The organism is Pseudomonas japonica, from assembly GCF_013522925.1.
Taxonomy (GTDB): Bacteria; Pseudomonadota; Gammaproteobacteria; order Pseudomonadales; family Pseudomonadaceae; genus Aquipseudomonas; species Aquipseudomonas japonica_A.
In genome coordinates, this window is the sequence record NZ_JAAMQU010000007.1 from 287,202 (window position 1) to 301,244 (window position 14,043).

The 14,043-nt window shown below is 62.9% G+C and carries 14 protein-coding genes; 9 read left to right on the forward strand and 5 right to left on the reverse strand.

The features are described from left to right. Window positions 1-252: 252 nt before the first annotated feature. From G7016_RS13805 to G7016_RS13825, 5 genes are all read left to right on the forward strand, one after another. A complete protein-coding gene (locus G7016_RS13805) occupies window positions 253-1,371 on the forward strand; it encodes a branched-chain amino acid ABC transporter substrate-binding protein (protein ID WP_181115116.1) in 1,119 nt (372 codons plus the stop codon). Between the two features lie 219 nt (window positions 1,372-1,590). Continuing rightward, complete coding sequence (gene livH / locus G7016_RS13810) at window positions 1,591-2,514, forward strand: high-affinity branched-chain amino acid ABC transporter permease LivH (RefSeq protein WP_181115118.1); 924 nt, start codon at window positions 1,591-1,593, stop codon at window positions 2,512-2,514. Next, the gene (locus tag G7016_RS13815; protein WP_181115121.1) at window positions 2,511-3,764 is read left to right on the forward strand and encodes a high-affinity branched-chain amino acid ABC transporter permease LivM; all 1,254 of its coding nucleotides are present in this window, start codon (window positions 2,511-2,513) and stop codon (window positions 3,762-3,764) included. Before livH ends, G7016_RS13815 begins: the two co-directional genes overlap by 4 nt. After that, window positions 3,761-4,528 carry a high-affinity branched-chain amino acid ABC transporter ATP-binding protein LivG gene (livG, locus tag G7016_RS13820; RefSeq protein WP_181115123.1) on the forward strand — a complete coding sequence of 256 codons (768 nt, stop codon included), beginning with the start codon at window positions 3,761-3,763 and terminating at the stop codon, window positions 4,526-4,528. The genes G7016_RS13815 and livG overlap by 4 nt, the downstream gene beginning before the upstream one ends. Before the next feature lies 1 nt (window position 4,529). After that, entirely contained in the window at window positions 4,530-5,231 is a 702-nt protein-coding gene (locus tag G7016_RS13825) for an ABC transporter ATP-binding protein (RefSeq protein WP_181115125.1), read from the forward strand. A gap of 7 nt (window positions 5,232-5,238) precedes the next feature. Here G7016_RS13825 and G7016_RS13830 read toward each other — a convergent pair whose 3' ends face one another. Next, a complete protein-coding gene (locus tag G7016_RS13830) occupies window positions 5,239-6,132 on the reverse strand; it encodes a LysR family transcriptional regulator (RefSeq protein ID WP_181115127.1) in 894 nt (297 codons plus the stop codon). 94 nt (window positions 6,133-6,226) lie between these two features. Here G7016_RS13830 and G7016_RS13835 point away from each other — a divergent pair, with 94 nt between their 5' ends. From G7016_RS13835 to G7016_RS13845, 3 genes are all read left to right on the forward strand, one after another. Further along, window positions 6,227-6,829 carry a short chain dehydrogenase gene (locus tag G7016_RS13835; protein WP_181115129.1) on the forward strand — a complete coding sequence of 201 codons (603 nt, stop codon included), beginning with the start codon at window positions 6,227-6,229 and terminating at the stop codon, window positions 6,827-6,829. Between the two features lie 52 nt (window positions 6,830-6,881). Then, complete coding sequence (locus G7016_RS13840) at window positions 6,882-7,556, forward strand: hypothetical protein (protein ID WP_181115131.1); 675 nt, start codon at window positions 6,882-6,884, stop codon at window positions 7,554-7,556. Window positions 7,557-7,656: 100 nt separating this feature from the next. Continuing rightward, window positions 7,657-9,264, forward strand: coding sequence for an NAD(P)/FAD-dependent oxidoreductase (locus G7016_RS13845; protein ID WP_181115133.1), 1,608 nt, complete (start codon window positions 7,657-7,659; stop codon window positions 9,262-9,264). 6 nt (window positions 9,265-9,270) lie between these two features. Here G7016_RS13845 and G7016_RS13850 read toward each other — a convergent pair whose 3' ends face one another. Next, window positions 9,271-10,362: a PLP-dependent cysteine synthase family protein gene (locus tag G7016_RS13850; protein ID WP_181115135.1), complete on the reverse strand. Its 1,092-nt coding sequence runs from the start codon at window positions 10,360-10,362 to the stop codon at window positions 9,271-9,273. A 202-nt stretch (window positions 10,363-10,564) separates the two neighbouring features. On the opposite strand from G7016_RS13850, the gene nhaA reads away from it, so the two are divergent. Then, window positions 10,565-11,752, forward strand: a complete 1,188-nt coding sequence (nhaA, locus tag G7016_RS13855; RefSeq protein WP_258195182.1) for a Na+/H+ antiporter NhaA — start codon at window positions 10,565-10,567, stop codon at window positions 11,750-11,752. Window positions 11,753-11,791: 39 nt separating this feature from the next. Here the strand turns inward: nhaA and G7016_RS13860 are convergent, their stop codons facing one another. The 3 genes from G7016_RS13860 to G7016_RS13870 form a co-directional block, all read right to left on the reverse strand. Next, window positions 11,792-12,256: an outer membrane lipoprotein gene (locus G7016_RS13860; protein ID WP_181115137.1), complete on the reverse strand. Its 465-nt coding sequence runs from the start codon at window positions 12,254-12,256 to the stop codon at window positions 11,792-11,794. A 79-nt stretch (window positions 12,257-12,335) separates the two neighbouring features. Continuing rightward, a complete protein-coding gene (gene pdxH, locus G7016_RS13865) occupies window positions 12,336-12,983 on the reverse strand; it encodes a pyridoxamine 5'-phosphate oxidase (protein WP_181115138.1) in 648 nt (215 codons plus the stop codon). Window positions 12,984-12,996: 13 nt separating this feature from the next. Next, complete coding sequence (locus G7016_RS13870; RefSeq protein ID WP_181115140.1) at window positions 12,997-14,007, reverse strand: OmpA family protein; 1,011 nt, start codon at window positions 14,005-14,007, stop codon at window positions 12,997-12,999. Between the last annotated feature and the right edge of the window lie 36 nt (window positions 14,008-14,043).

Below are 14,043 nucleotides of genomic sequence, written 5' to 3' on the forward strand. Positions count from 1 at the left end.
CTTGAGCGCGATGAACGGCAAAGCCCTGCACTCAATATATAAATAACTTTCACAGAAGCGACATAATGCCAAGGTACGGCAACTGGCCAGCTTTCCAAGGGCTCAAGGTGCAATCTACACTGCGCCGGTGATACCACGGGGCGGGCCGGGTTTGGTCGATTCTGGTGCACCTGCGAAAGCAGGTTCGCGATACCGGTCCCGAGGCCCCCGCCGCACGGACTATAAGAACTAAAAACACGAGAGTGGAGCCCTATGCACAACACTACCAAGATGTCCAAGCTGTTCGCCGCCATGGTACTCGCGGGCGCCGCGAGCTATTCCTACGCCGCCGACACCATCAAGGTCGGCATCGCTGGCCCTAAAACCGGCCCGGTCGCTGAATACGGCACCATGCAGTTCAATGGCGCCAAGATGGCCATCGAGCAGATCAACGCCAAGGGTGGCGTGGATGGCAAGAAGCTCGAAGCTGTCGAATACGACGACGTCTGCGATCCAAAGCAAGCCGTGGCCGTGGCCAACAAAGTGGTCAACGACGGCGTGAAGTTCGTGGTTGGTCACCTGTGCTCCAGCTCCACTCAGCCGGCCTCCGACATTTACGAAGACGAAGGCGTGCTGATGATTACCCCGGCTGCCACCAGCCCGGACATCACCAACCGTGGCTACAAGCTGGTGTTCCGCACCATCGGCCTGGACAGCGCCCAGGGCCCGGCAGCCGGCAACTACATCGCCGACCACGTGAAGCCCAAGGTTGTGGCGGTCGTCCACGACAAGCAGCAATACGGTGAAGGCATCGCCACCGCCGTCAAGCAAACCCTGGAAGGCAAAGGCGTGAAAGTTGCCGTGTTCGAAGGCATCAACGCCGGCGACAAGGACTTCTCCTCCCTCATCGCCAAGCTCAAGCAAGCGAACGTGGACTTCGTCTACTACGGCGGCTACCACCCCGAATTGGGCCAGATCCTGCGCCAGTCCAAGGAAAAAGGCCTGAACGCGAAGTTCATGGGACCGGAAGGCGTGGGCAACGACTCCATTTCGCAGATCGCTGGCGATGCCTCCGAAGGTTTGCTGGTTACCCTGCCAAAATCCTTTGATCAGGACCCGGCCAACCAGGCGCTGGCTCAAGCATTCAAGGACAAGAAGCAAGACCCGAGCGGCCCGTTCGTCTTCCCTTCCTACTCTGCTGTGCAGGTCATTGCAGAAGGCATCAAGGCCGCCAAAAGCGAAGACAGCGAGAAAGTGGCCCAGGCTATCCACGCTGGTTCCTTCAAGACGCCGATGGGCGACCTGAGCTTCGATGCCAAGGGCGACTTGAAGAACTTCCAGTTCGTGGTCTACGAATGGCACTTCGGCAAGCCGAAGACCGAAGCGAAGTAATCCGCCCACCAAGGCCCCTCAAAGCCCACTGCCCTCGCGCAGTGGGCTTTGTTTTACGAGTACCGAAGCCTGCGCCGTGATCCGGCAAGGGCTTCCCCTGAAAATCTTAAAACCGTTACACGCGGTTCGCCGGACCAGCCGAGGCTGAAGGCTCCTTGAGAGTGCCTACCCCGCCCAGCTCGCCGGAGAAATGCAGACAGGTTTTTAGGAGCGCGGCAAATGCCCGATATTTTTCACTACCTGCAACAGCTGGTTAACGGCTTGACCATTGGCAGCACCTACGCCCTGATCGCCATCGGCTATACCATGGTCTACGGCATCATCGGCATGATCAACTTCGCCCACGGCGAGGTGTACATGATCGGCTCCTACGTGGCCTTCATGGTGCTCGCAGGGCTGGCAATGATGGGTATCCACAGCCTGCCTGTGCTGATGATCGCCGGCTTTGCCGCGGCCATTCTCGTCACCAGCGCCTATGGCTACAGCATCGAGCGCGTGGCGTATCGCCCGTTGCGCAACAGTAACCGCCTGATCCCGCTGATTTCCGCGATCGGCATGTCCATCTTTCTCCAGAACGCTGTTCAGCTGTCACAGGGGTCGGGCAACTTCGCGATTCCCAACCTGCTGCCGGGCAGCGTCAGCTTTGGCCCCGGTGGCGCACAGGAAGTACTGATTTCCTACATGCAGATCCTGGTGTTCGTGGTCACCCTGGCGGCCATGTATGGCCTCACCCTGTTCATTTCCCGTTCACGCATGGGTCGCGCCTGCCGCGCCTGCGCCGAAGACATGAAAATGGCCAACCTGCTGGGCATCAACACCAACAGCGTGATCGCCCTTACCTTCGTGATCGGTGCCGCGCTGGCAGCGGTCGCGGCAATGCTGCTGAGCATGCAGTACGGCGTGATCAACCCCAGCGCCGGGTTCCTCGTGGGCTTGAAAGCATTCACCGCGGCGGTGCTGGGCGGTATCGGCAGCATCCCGGGGGCCATGCTTGGCGGCCTGGTGCTAGGCGTTGCCGAAGCGTTCGGCGCCGATGTATTCGGCGATCAATACAAGGACGTGGTGGCTTTCGGGCTGCTCGTGCTGGTGTTGCTGTTCCGCCCGACCGGCATTCTCGGTCGCCCGGAGGTTGAAAAGGTATGAGCAAGTCAATCAAGTCCGCGCTCTTCAGCGCGCTGCTGGTATGGGCCGTGGCCTACCCGGTATTCGGGCTCAAGCTGGTGTTCTCCGGCGTAACCTTGCAGGTGCAGGGCGCCGACCCTACTACTGTGCTCATCATCGCCCTGTGCTCGGTGGCCCTGTTCGTACGCGTATTGCTGGCCAGCCGCAACAGCGGCGCAAGCAAGCCAAGCCGGGCCCCGCTGCTGCCGGCCAACGTCTCCAACTGGCTCACCCTGCCGCGCACCCAGCGCTGGGGCCTCGCCGCCCTGATCGTGCTGGCGTTCATCTGGCCATTCTTCGGCTCCCGGGGGGCGGTGGACATCGCCACGCTGGTGCTGATCTACGTGATGCTCGGCCTGGGCCTCAATATCGTGGTCGGCCTGGCCGGCCTGCTGGACCTGGGCTACGTGGGCTTCTATGCCGTGGGCGCCTACAGCTATGCCCTGCTCTCCCATTACCTGGGCCTGAGCTTCTGGGAATGCCTGCCACTGGCGGGCCTGCTGGCGGCACTGTTCGGCTTTGTGCTGGGCTTCCCCGTGCTGCGCCTGCGTGGTGATTACCTGGCCATCGTGACACTGGGCTTCGGTGAGATCATCCGCATCTTCCTGCGTAACCTCACCAGCATCACTGGCGGCCCGAACGGTATCGGCAACATTGAAAAGCCTACCTTCTTCGGCCTCAGCTTCGAGCGCAAGGCAGCGGAAGGGGCGCAGACGTTCCACCAGTTCTTCGGGCTGGACTACAACGCGGCGGACAAGGTGGTGTACCTGTACCTGGTCGCCCTGTTGCTGGCCCTGGCGGCGCTGTTCGTGATCAATCGCCTGCTGCGCATGCCGATCGGCCGTGCGTGGGAAGCGCTGCGTGAAGACGAAATCGCCTGCCGCGCGCTGGGGCTCAACCCCACCGTGATCAAGCTGTCGGCCTTTACCTTGGGCGCTGCCTTCGCGGGCTTCGCCGGCAGCTTCTTCGCCGCGCGGCAGGGGCTGGTCACGCCCGAATCCTTCACCTTCATCGAGTCGGCGATCATTCTCGCCATCGTGGTGCTGGGCGGGATGGGCTCGCAGCTTGGGGTGATTCTCGCGGCGATCGTGATGATCCTGCTGCCTGAATTGATGCGGGAGTTCAGCGACTACCGCATGTTGATGTTCGGCGCCTTGATGGTGCTGATGATGGTGTGGCGCCCGCAGGGCCTGCTGCCCATGCAACGTCCCCACATGGAGCTGCGTCGATGAGCCGTGAAATTCTGCAAGTCAGCGGCCTGTCCATGCGCTTTGGCGGGCTGCTGGCGGTCAACGGCGTGGCCTTGACCGTCAAAGAGAAACAAGTGGTGTCACTGATCGGCCCCAACGGCGCCGGCAAAACCACAGTGTTCAACTGCCTTACCGGCTTCTACAAGCCTACCGGCGGCACCATCCTGCTGGACGGTGAGCCGGTGCAAGGCCTGCCCGGCCATGTGATCGCCCGCAAGGGCGTGGTGCGCACGTTCCAGAACGTTCGCCTGTTCAAGGACATGACTGCGGTAGAAAACCTGCTGATCGCCCAGCATCGGCACCTGAACACCAACTTCCTGGCCGGGTTGTTCAAAACCCCCGGTTTCCGTCGCAGCGAGCGCGAGGCCATGGAATACGCCGAGCACTGGCTCGAGCGGGTGAACCTCAAGGACGTGGCCAACCGCCCTGCCGGTACGCTGGCGTACGGTCAGCAGCGTCGGCTGGAAATCGCCCGTTGCATGATGACGCGCCCGCGCATTCTGATGCTCGACGAACCCGCCGCGGGCCTCAACCCTCGTGAAACCGACGAGCTGAAGGCATTGATCGGCGTGCTGCGCGAGGAATACAACGCAACCGTGCTGCTGATCGAGCACGACATGAAGCTGGTGATGACCATCTCCGACCACATTGTGGTGATCAACCAGGGCACGCCCCTGGCCGATGGCACACCCGAACAGATCCGGGACAACCCCGACGTGATCAAAGCCTACCTGGGGGAAGCCTGAGATGCTGCGTTTCGAGAACGTATCGACCTTCTACGGCAAGATCCAGGCCCTGCACTCGGTCAACGTGGAGATCAATCAAGGCGAGATCGTCACGCTCATCGGTGCCAACGGCGCTGGCAAGTCGACGTTGCTGATGACCCTGTGCGGCTCGCCGCGGGCGCACTCGGGCAGCATTCGCTACCTGGGCGAGGAGCTGGTTGGGCTGGATTCGGCGCAGATCATGCGCAAGAGTATTGCCGTGGTACCTGAAGGGCGCCGGGTGTTCGCCCGGCTGACCGTCGAGGAAAACCTTGCCATGGGTGGGTTCTTCACCGAGAAAGGCGACTACCAGGCCCAGCTGGACAAAGTGCTGCAGCTGTTCCCTCGGCTCAAGGAGCGCTACAACCAGCGGGGCGGGACCATGTCCGGCGGCGAGCAGCAAATGCTCGCCATCGGCCGTGCCCTGATGAGCAAGCCGAAATTGCTGTTGCTCGACGAGCCCTCACTGGGGCTGGCACCGATCATCATCCAGCAGATCTTCGACATCATCGAGCAACTGCGGCGTGATGGCGTGACAGTCTTCCTGGTAGAGCAGAATGCCAACCAGGCGCTGAAGGTGGCGGATCGTGCCTACGTGCTGGAAAACGGCCGGGTGGTCATGACCGGCACCGGCGAGGCACTGCTTACCGACCCGAAAGTGCGCGACGCCTACCTGGGCGGCTGACCAGCGACTATTGCTCGGCGCCTGCTCCCCAGGCGCCGAGCCAATCGGCGACTACCTTTACCCGCCGGGGCAAGCCTGCGGTATAGCCATGCACGAGATACAACGGCAGGCGCCGCGCCTTGTAGCCACTCAACAACCGCACCAGCCGACCTTCGGCCAGGTCCTCCGCGATCAGGTACGCAGGCAGGCGCGCGATGCCGGCACCCGCCAGCGCGGCGTGGCGCAGCAACGTGTAATGGTTGGTCCGCACCGGGCCATTCACCTGCACCTCGCAGGGTTGATGAGCCACATGGAAGCTCCAGCGTTCAGGATGGCTTGCATGGCTATGCAACAGGCATGCATGGCCTTGCAGGGCTTGCGGTGAAGCGGGGCTGCCATGGGCTGCAACATAGCCCGGCGCGGCGCAGGTCACTTCTTCCATATGCAGAAACGGCAGGGCTACCAGCCGCTCTTCCGTGCCCACATGGTCGCGGACGGCGAGGTCAAAGCCCTCCCGCAGCAAGTCGCGGTAACTGTTGGAAAGGTCGACTTCCACTTGAAGGTTCGGGTAGTCCCGCTGCAGGAAGCCGAACAAGGGCTGAAACACCGCCTCCCCTACCGACACTGGCAACGTGAGCCGAACCAGCCCGGCAGTATCGTCCCGCAGCCCAGCCAGTGTTTGCCGGGCACGCTCGCTTTGCTCGAGCAACGCCTGGGCCTGGGGCAATAGCGCCGCGCCGGCTGCGGTGAGCCCTAGCCGACGGGTAGTGCGATGAATCAACTGCACACCACACGCGCGTTCCATTTCGCTGACGCGCTTGGACAGCTGCCCTTTGCTCCAGCCCAACCGTTGGGCGGCGCGCGTGAAGGAGCCCTCGCGTATCAGTACCGCAAACGCACACAGGTCTTGCGTGGTGCTCATTGTTTCCTCACAGAAACAGTAGATGACTTATCCGGTAGGTTATCCCACCCAACGCCAGGCGTAGAGTGTGACTTCATCCACAGAGGAGCCACTTATGAAAATCCTGTTGATCGGTGCAAGCGGCACCGTAGGCACTGCTATCGAGCAAGAGTTGGGGCCGCGCCATGAGCTGATTCGCGCCGGCCGAAGCCACGGCGACGTTCGCGTCGATATCACTGACCCGGCGTCCATCAGCGGGCTGTACCGGAAGGTGGGAACGGTAGACGCCGTGATCTGCGCGGCTGGCCAGGTGGTATTCAAAGCCCTGACGGAGATGACCCCCGAGGATTTCGAACTGGGCCTTCGCAACAAGCTCATGGGCCAGGTGAACCTAGTGATGCTGGGCCAGGCCGCGCTCAACGACGGCGGCTCATTCACCCTCACTAGCGGGATTCTCAGCGAAGCGCCGATTGCCAGCGGCGCCAGTGCGGCCCTGGTAAACGGGGCACTGGACGCGTTCGTGCGCGGCGCCGCCATCGAGCTGCCTCGCGGCCTGCGCGTCAACTCGGTAAGCCCCACAGTGCTGGTAGAAGCCTTGCCGTCGTACGGGCCATACTTCCGGGGGTTCAAACCCGCAACGGGCGCCGACGTCGCGCTGGCCTATGCGCGCAGTGTCGAGGGCCGGCAAACCGGGCAAACGTACCGCGTCGGTTACTAAGCGCGGCGGAATTACGTGTTAACGTGGCCGACCGTTTGATGGAGGCCACCTGATGCACGCTGTTCGCCCCTTGCTGCTCGCCACCCTGCTACCCCTGTTCGCCGGTTGCCAACTGTTCGATTTCATGGGGCATGACGCGCCAGCCGAGCTGTCGGGGCAAACCCGCATGCAGGGCACCTTGACCGCGGCAGAGGGCGGGTTACTGTTCACGCCGTGCGACTCGTCGCGAACGTTCAAGGTGACCGATAACGGCAGTACCGACATTGCCGAAGAAGCCGCCGCGTTGGGCGATGGCTCGGGTGCATTGTTCGCCGATGTCCGCGGCCGCTTCGATGGCAATACCGTGGAAGGCAGCGCCGGCGATTTGAACCTGCAAACCCTGTATCGTGTGGAGCGCGCCAGTGGCGGCTGCAAGGACCCGAATTTCAAGCTCAGCGGTTATTACGCGCAGGGGCATGGGCCCGAATGGGCAGTGCGGGTGAGCCCCAACGGAATGAAAGTGCAACGTGAAGGCCAGCCCGATCTCGCCGTGCCGTACATGCAAGAACAGATACCCGGTGGTGGCACCAGCTTGAGCAGCGAAGCGAACCATCAACGGATCGAGCTATGGATCGCTCCCCAGCGCTGCGTAGACGGCACTCGGGTGACCTTCCTCAGCGCCGAGCTGCGGCTGGGGGATCAGGTGCAGCGCGGCTGCGCCTACCCTGGTGGTGCTCAAGGCCAGTAAGGCCGCGCGGCGGGTGCACCTGTGGCCGCGGCGCCGTGAGCGGGTATAATCGCCGGCTTGCATTAGCGCCGCGACAGCGCGGCCGGCCACTGGACCCACCATGTTACGAATTACCGAACTCAAACTCCCCCTGGATCACACTGACGACGCCTTGCGCCAGGCCATTGTCCAGCGGTTGAGCATTGCCAACGAAGACCTGTTGGCGTTCACCATTTTCAAGCGCAGCTACGACGCCCGTAAAAAGAACTCCGAGCTGCTGTTCATCTATGCGGTGGACGTGACCGTTGCCAACGAAGCCGCCGTGCTGGAGCGCTTCGCTGGCGACCATAACGTTGTGATCGCCCCGGACATGGCCTACCGCTTCGTTGGCCAGGCCCCTGCAGCGCTGGAACAGCGCCCATTGGTAGTAGGCTTCGGCCCGTGCGGCATCTTCGCCGCGTTGTTGCTGGCACAAATGGGCTTCAGGCCGATCGTGCTGGAGCGAGGCAAGGAAGTGCGCCAGCGCACCAAGGACACTTGGGGCCTGTGGCGCAAGGCCGAGCTGAACCCCGAATCCAACGTGCAATTCGGCGAAGGCGGTGCGGGCACCTTTTCGGACGGCAAGCTGTACAGCCAGATCCGCGACCCCCAGCACCATGGTCGCAAGGTGCTGGAAGAGTTCGTGATGGCCGGCGCGCCGGAAGAAATCCTCTACGTGAACAAGCCCCACATCGGCACCTTCCGGCTCACCGGCATGGTTGAGAATATGCGGCAGGAAATCATCGCCCTCGGCGGTGAGATCCGTTTCGAATCCAGGGTCAGCGACCTGCTGATCGAAGACGGGCAGGTGCAAGGTGTGGAGCTGGCGAATGGCGAGCAATTGCTGTCCCGCCACGTGGTGCTCGCACTGGGCCACAGTGCCCGTGACACCTTCCGCATGCTTCACGCGCGTGGTGTGTACATGGAAGCCAAGCCGTTCTCGGTCGGCTTCCGGATCGAGCACCCGCAGTCGGTCATCGACAAGGCCCGCCTGGGCAAATATGCGGGGCACCCCAAGCTGGGCGCGGCCGATTACAAGTTGGTGTATCACGCCAGCAACGGCCGCTCGGTGTACAGCTTCTGCATGTGCCCGGGCGGCACCGTGGTCGCGGCCACCTCCGAGCCAGGCCGCGTGGTCACCAACGGCATGAGCCAGTATTCGCGCAACGAGCGCAACGCCAACTCCGGCCTGGTGGTAGGTATCTCGCCCGAGCAGGACTACCCCGGCGGCCCGCTGGCCGGCATCGAGCTGCAGGAACAGCTCGAAGCCGCGGCCTACGTGATGGGCGGCAGCAGCTACCATGCACCTGGGCAACTGGTGGGGGATTTCATCGCGGGCCGTGCTTCGACCGCCCTGGGCAGCGTCGAGCCTTCCTACAAGCCCGGCGTGGCACTGGTGGACCTTGCGGCTTCCCTGCCGGCTTTCGCCATCGAGGCCATCCGTGAAGCGCTGCCGGCCTTCGACCGCCAGATCAAGGGCTACAGCATGCACGACGCAGTGCTGACCGGGATCGAAACCCGCACCTCCTCTCCGCTGCGCATCACCCGGGACGAAAGCTTCCAGAGCCTGAACCTCAAGGGCCTGTTCCCGGCCGGGGAAGGTGCCGGCTATGCCGGCGGTATCCTCTCCGCCGGCGTGGATGGCATTCGAATCGCCGAGGCCGTGGCACGAGACATGCTGGGCGCCTGACGCCCATCACCCATGGTGGGCCAGCACGGATGCTGGCAGCGGCGCACCCTGCTCCACCACATCCCTGATGGCTGCCAGTGATTCGGCCAGGTCCAGGCCCTGGCCGGCCAGCCATCCCGCGTTGTAATACGTGCTCACGTAACGCTCGCCGCTGTCGCACAACAGGGTCACGATCGACCCATGGCGCCCTTCGTTCCGCATCAGCGCGGCGGCGGCCAGCGCGCCCACCAGGTTGGTGCCACTGGACGCCCCTACCCGCCGCCCCAGGTGCTCGCTGAGGTAATGCATGGCCGCCAGTGACAGTACGTCGGGTACCTTCACCATGCTGTCGATCACGCCCGGCATGAACGAAGGTTCTACCCGTGGCCGCCCGATACCTTCGATACGCGAGCCATGAGGCAATGTGAGCTCACGGTTACCGCTGCGGTAAGCCTCGAAGAACACCGATCGCTCGGCGTCGGCGCACAACACGCGGCTACGGTGCTGGCGATAACGGACATAGCGGCCAAGGGTGGCGACTGTGCCCCCGGTGCCGGGGCTGGACACCAGCCAGTCGGGCTCGGGATGGCGCTCAAGGCGCATCTGCTGGAAGATCGACTCGGCGATGTTGTTGTTAGCGCGCCAGTCCGTGGCCCGCTCGGCATACAGGAACTGGTCCATGAAATGCCCACCAGTCTCGGCCGCCAGCTCCAGCGATGCCTGATGGATTTGCGTAGGGTCGTCCACCAGGTGGCTCTTGCCGCCATAAAAGGCGATCTGATCTATCTTCACCTGGGAGGTCGAGGCCGGCATTACCGCGATAAAAGGCAGCCCCAGCAAGCGCGCGAAGTAAGCCTCTGAAATGGCCGTCGACCCGCTTGACGCTTCGATTACGGGCTTGCCGGGTTTGAGCCAACCGTTACACAGGGCGTAGAGGAACAGCGAGCGGGCCAGCCGGTGCTTGAGGCTCCCGGTCGGGTGGCTGGACTCGTCCTTGAAATAAAGGTCGATCCCCGGGAACCCAGGTAGCGCGAAGGGGATCAGGTGAGTGTCGGCGCTGCGCTGGAAATCGGCCTCGATCAAGCGGATGGCGTCCAGGCCCCAGTTACGGTCGGTCATGAATAAAACCCTTTGGCGTGCCACCGCTGACTCAAGCCGGCCGACACAAACGGAAACTCATTATTGGAATAGTCCGGAAAGCCACGGAGTGCGGGGGCCGCGGCTACTTTCAAACGGTTATAAGCTTATACTTTTTGTTTGCCGGGCGGCCACTGCAGGTTAGGGTACGCCTCCTTTCCACACACGACCAAGGAGGGAGCCCTTGTCCGTACGCCTCTCACTACGCAAATTCTTCGCGATGGAAGCCACTGGTGGCCTGCTGTTGATCATCGCCGCCGTCGTCGCCCTTGTGGCCAACAACTCGGCCGCTTCAGCGGGCTACCAAGCCTTTCTGGACGTACCGGTATGGCTGAAGATCGGCCCACTGGAGCTCGCCAAGCCACTGCTGCTGTGGATCAACGACGCCTTGATGGCGCTGTTCTTCTTGCTGATCGGCCTGGAGGTGAAACGCGAAATGTTGCAGGGCCACCTGGCCAAACCTTCCCAGGTCATCCTGCCCGGTGCCGCCGCCATCGGCGGCATGGTAGTCCCCGCGTTGATCTACTGGGCATTGAACTATCAGGAGCCCGCCGCTGCGGCGGGCTGGGCCATCCCCACCGCCACGGATATCGCCTTCGCCCTGGGCGTACTCGCGTTGCTGGGCAAACGGGTGCCCCCTTCGCTCAAGCTGTTCCTGATGACCCTGGCCATCATCGACGACCTGGGCGCGATCGTGATCATCGCGTTGTTTTACTCGGGCGCGCTCTCCAGCACGGCGCTGATGATCGCCGCCGGCTGCCTGTTGGCACTGTTCGGGTTGAACCGCGCCAATGTCAGGCACCTTGCGCCTTACCTGCTGATCGGTATCGTGTTGTGGGTGTGCGTGCTCAAAAGCGGCGTACACGCCACCCTGGCCGGGGTAGCGCTGGCAATGTTCATCCCGCTGCGGGGAGAGAAGGAAAACGCGGAGCCCCCACTGCTTCGGCTTGAACATGCGCTTCACCCATGGGTGGCCTATGCCATTCTGCCGCTGTTCGCCTTCGCCAATGCAGGGATTCCCCTGGCCGGTATGACCCTCGAAAGCTTCACTCATCCAGTGCCGCTGGGGATCACACTGGGGCTGCTTGCGGGCAAGACCATCGGCGTGTTCGGGCTTACCTGGTTGGCGGTCAAGCTACGGCTGGCAGCGCTGCCGGCCGGAGCCAACTGGGGCCAGCTGCTGGGAGTGGCCGTGCTGTGCGGCATCGGCTTTACCATGAGCATTTTCGTGGGCTCACTGGCTTTCGATGCGTCCACCAGCGTATATGCCGGCCAGGATCGAATGGGCATCCTTACCGGTTCGTTCCTGGCGGCGGTGGGTGGTTACCTGATCATGGCACTTACCAGCAAAAAATCGCCGGGAGCTGCTTGAGCGGAGGGGCCTGAATGGGGCCCCAAGCTTGCAACGGTATCAGTGGCTGACGCGGCTGGTACCGTCCACGGTCATGATGCGCACGCGCTCGCCTACGCGGAACACTTCATTCTCCTGAACCTGCTGCACATAGGCGCGGGTGCTGCCGTCGTCTTCGCGTACGGTGATTTCAACGCCCTGGGTACGGGTCAGGCCTTCTTCAGTTGCCGAACCGAGCAGCCCACCCGCTACTGCCCCGATTACCGCCGCGACGATGCTGCCGCGGCCACCGCCAACGGTGCTGCCTGCCACGCCGCCCACGATGGCGCCAGCGCCGGTACCGATAGGCGTCTTGGTCCCTTCGATCTTCACGGGCCGCAGGGATTCGATGGTGCCCATGCGCACGGTTTGCACGCGGCGGGCCTCATCACGGGAATACGTGTCGCCGGTGAGGCTGGATGCACAGCCGCTCAGCAGAACGGTCATGGCGGTGAAGCAGCTGGCGAGAACAACAGAATTACGCATGGATCACACTCCGTAGGACAGACGGCTATTAGACGCCGTCCTACGAAGCGTGTCACGAAACCGAAGGGTTTTGAAGGGGTCAGGGCGCCAGGCGCTGACGATTCCAGGCACCCTGGTGCAAGCGGTAATCCAGGCGATCATGCAGACGGCTGGGGCGCCCCTGCCAGAACTCGATCCGGTCGGGAACCAGACGATAGCCGCCCCAGTGCTCGGGGCAACTGGGCGGGGTATCTCCAAAGCGCTGGCGGGTGACTTCCAGAAGGTTCTCCAACTCGGCCCGACCTGTGATGGGCCGGCTTTGTGGCGACGCCCACGCCCCGATCCGGCTGCCCAGCGGGCGCACCTGGTAGTACGCCTCGGACTCGGCAGCCGCCACTTTCAACGCCCTGCCCTCGATGCGCACCTGGCGCTCGAGGGTAGGCCAGAAAAAGGTCATGGCAGCGAAGGCATTGAGCGCCAGGTGCTGGCCCTTGGCGCTCTCGTAGTTGGTGAAGAACGTAAACCCCTGGTCGTCCATACCCTTGAGCAGCAAAACACGGCAATGAGGGCGCCCCTCACTGTCCACCGTTGCCAGGGTCATGGCATTGGCTTCAACCGGCAGTTGCTCGGTGTGCACGGCCTCGTCGAACCATTTGCGGAACAAAACCAGCGGGTTGGCGGGAGCTTCGCTCTCGGTCAACCCATCCCGGGTATAGTCACGGCGCATGTCCGCCAGGGATTTACTCATCGTCGCGGCCCGCTCAGTTCTTGGCTTGCTGGTCTGCAGCAGGTTTCTTCACTGCGGCAGCCTTCTTGGCCGCTGGCTTTTTCTTCGCTGCCACAGCCGCCGGCTTGCTGGCCTTCTTGCTCGCGGTAGCTTTCTTCGCGGGGGCTGCGGGGGCGGCTGCCGGTGCGTCCGGAACGGCCTTCACGTCCTGCAGGGCGACGATAGCGGCCGCCACCGGGGTAGGCTGATCATACTTGGCCATCAATGTGGCCATGCCGCTTTCCGGGGTTACCAGCATTTCCACGCGACGGTTCAGCGCACGGCCCGCCGGGCTGTCGTTGGCGGCACGGGGCACTACCGAACCCATACCCCGCAGGCTCAGGCGGTTACGTTGCAGGCCGCTGAGGCGGAAGATCGCCGCCACGGACTGCGCCCGCTCGAGGCTGACCTTTTTGTTGGCATCGGCCGCGCCAGTGCCATCGGCATGGCCAAGGATCAGCACTGAGGTTTTGCTGTCACCTTCCAGCGCCTTGGCCACATTGGTAATGGGCGCAAGGGAAACCGGCAGCAGCATGGCCGGGCGGTCCGGGTTGAACGAACCGTCCACCGGTGCGGTGACTACCAGCATGTCGTCATGGCGCTCGAGCTGGAACTTGCTGCCCTTGATCGCTTCACGCAGTTTGGGCTCGTACGCATCCAGCCAGGCCTTGGTGACCGCTGGATCAACTTTCGCGGCAGCAGCGATGGCCGCCGCCGGAGCGCCCTTGGGATTGACTGCCGCAGCCTGAGCTTTCGCTTCACCGCCGAACGGCCACCACCAATGACCTTCGCTGGCTGCCTTGGCATCGGAGGCCGCCTCGGCCTTTGCCACCCGATCCTGTACGGCCTGTTCTACGCCATTGTCCTTGGCCACTTCCTTGGCAGCTTCCTCCCGGCCGAAGGGCCACCAGCCCGCATCCGCTGTGGAGGGAGCTTCCTGCGAGGTGTGGGCACAGCCTGTAATGGCCAGGCACAAGGCGAAAGCGAGAGTCTTCTTGGCGTACATGGTCGATCCGGAAAGTGGAGTCAATAAATCGGGTTA

What these genes read in the sequence shown, in the direction of transcription:
- G7016_RS13805 (WP_181115116.1), top strand. Translation starts at nt 253, where the DNA reads ATGCACAACACTACCAAGATGTCCAAGCTGTTCGCCGCCATGGTACTC.
- livH (WP_181115118.1), top strand. Translation starts at nt 1,591, where the DNA reads ATGCCCGATATTTTTCACTACCTGCAACAGCTGGTTAACGGCTTGACC.
- G7016_RS13815 (WP_181115121.1), top strand. Translation starts at nt 2,511, where the DNA reads ATGAGCAAGTCAATCAAGTCCGCGCTCTTCAGCGCGCTGCTGGTATGG.
- livG (WP_181115123.1), top strand. Translation starts at nt 3,761, where the DNA reads ATGAGCCGTGAAATTCTGCAAGTCAGCGGCCTGTCCATGCGCTTTGGC.
- G7016_RS13825 (WP_181115125.1), top strand. Translation starts at nt 4,530, where the DNA reads ATGCTGCGTTTCGAGAACGTATCGACCTTCTACGGCAAGATCCAGGCC.
- G7016_RS13830 (WP_181115127.1), bottom strand. Translation starts at nt 6,132, where the DNA reads ATGAGCACCACGCAAGACCTGTGTGCGTTTGCGGTACTGATACGCGAG.
- G7016_RS13835 (WP_181115129.1), top strand. Translation starts at nt 6,227, where the DNA reads ATGAAAATCCTGTTGATCGGTGCAAGCGGCACCGTAGGCACTGCTATC.
- G7016_RS13840 (WP_181115131.1), top strand. Translation starts at nt 6,882, where the DNA reads ATGCACGCTGTTCGCCCCTTGCTGCTCGCCACCCTGCTACCCCTGTTC.
- G7016_RS13845 (WP_181115133.1), top strand. Translation starts at nt 7,657, where the DNA reads ATGTTACGAATTACCGAACTCAAACTCCCCCTGGATCACACTGACGAC.
- G7016_RS13850 (WP_181115135.1), bottom strand. Translation starts at nt 10,362, where the DNA reads ATGACCGACCGTAACTGGGGCCTGGACGCCATCCGCTTGATCGAGGCC.
- G7016_RS13860 (WP_181115137.1), bottom strand. Translation starts at nt 12,256, where the DNA reads ATGCGTAATTCTGTTGTTCTCGCCAGCTGCTTCACCGCCATGACCGTT.
- pdxH (WP_181115138.1), bottom strand. Translation starts at nt 12,983, where the DNA reads ATGAGTAAATCCCTGGCGGACATGCGCCGTGACTATACCCGGGATGGG.
- G7016_RS13870 (WP_181115140.1), bottom strand. Translation starts at nt 14,007, where the DNA reads ATGTACGCCAAGAAGACTCTCGCTTTCGCCTTGTGCCTGGCCATTACA.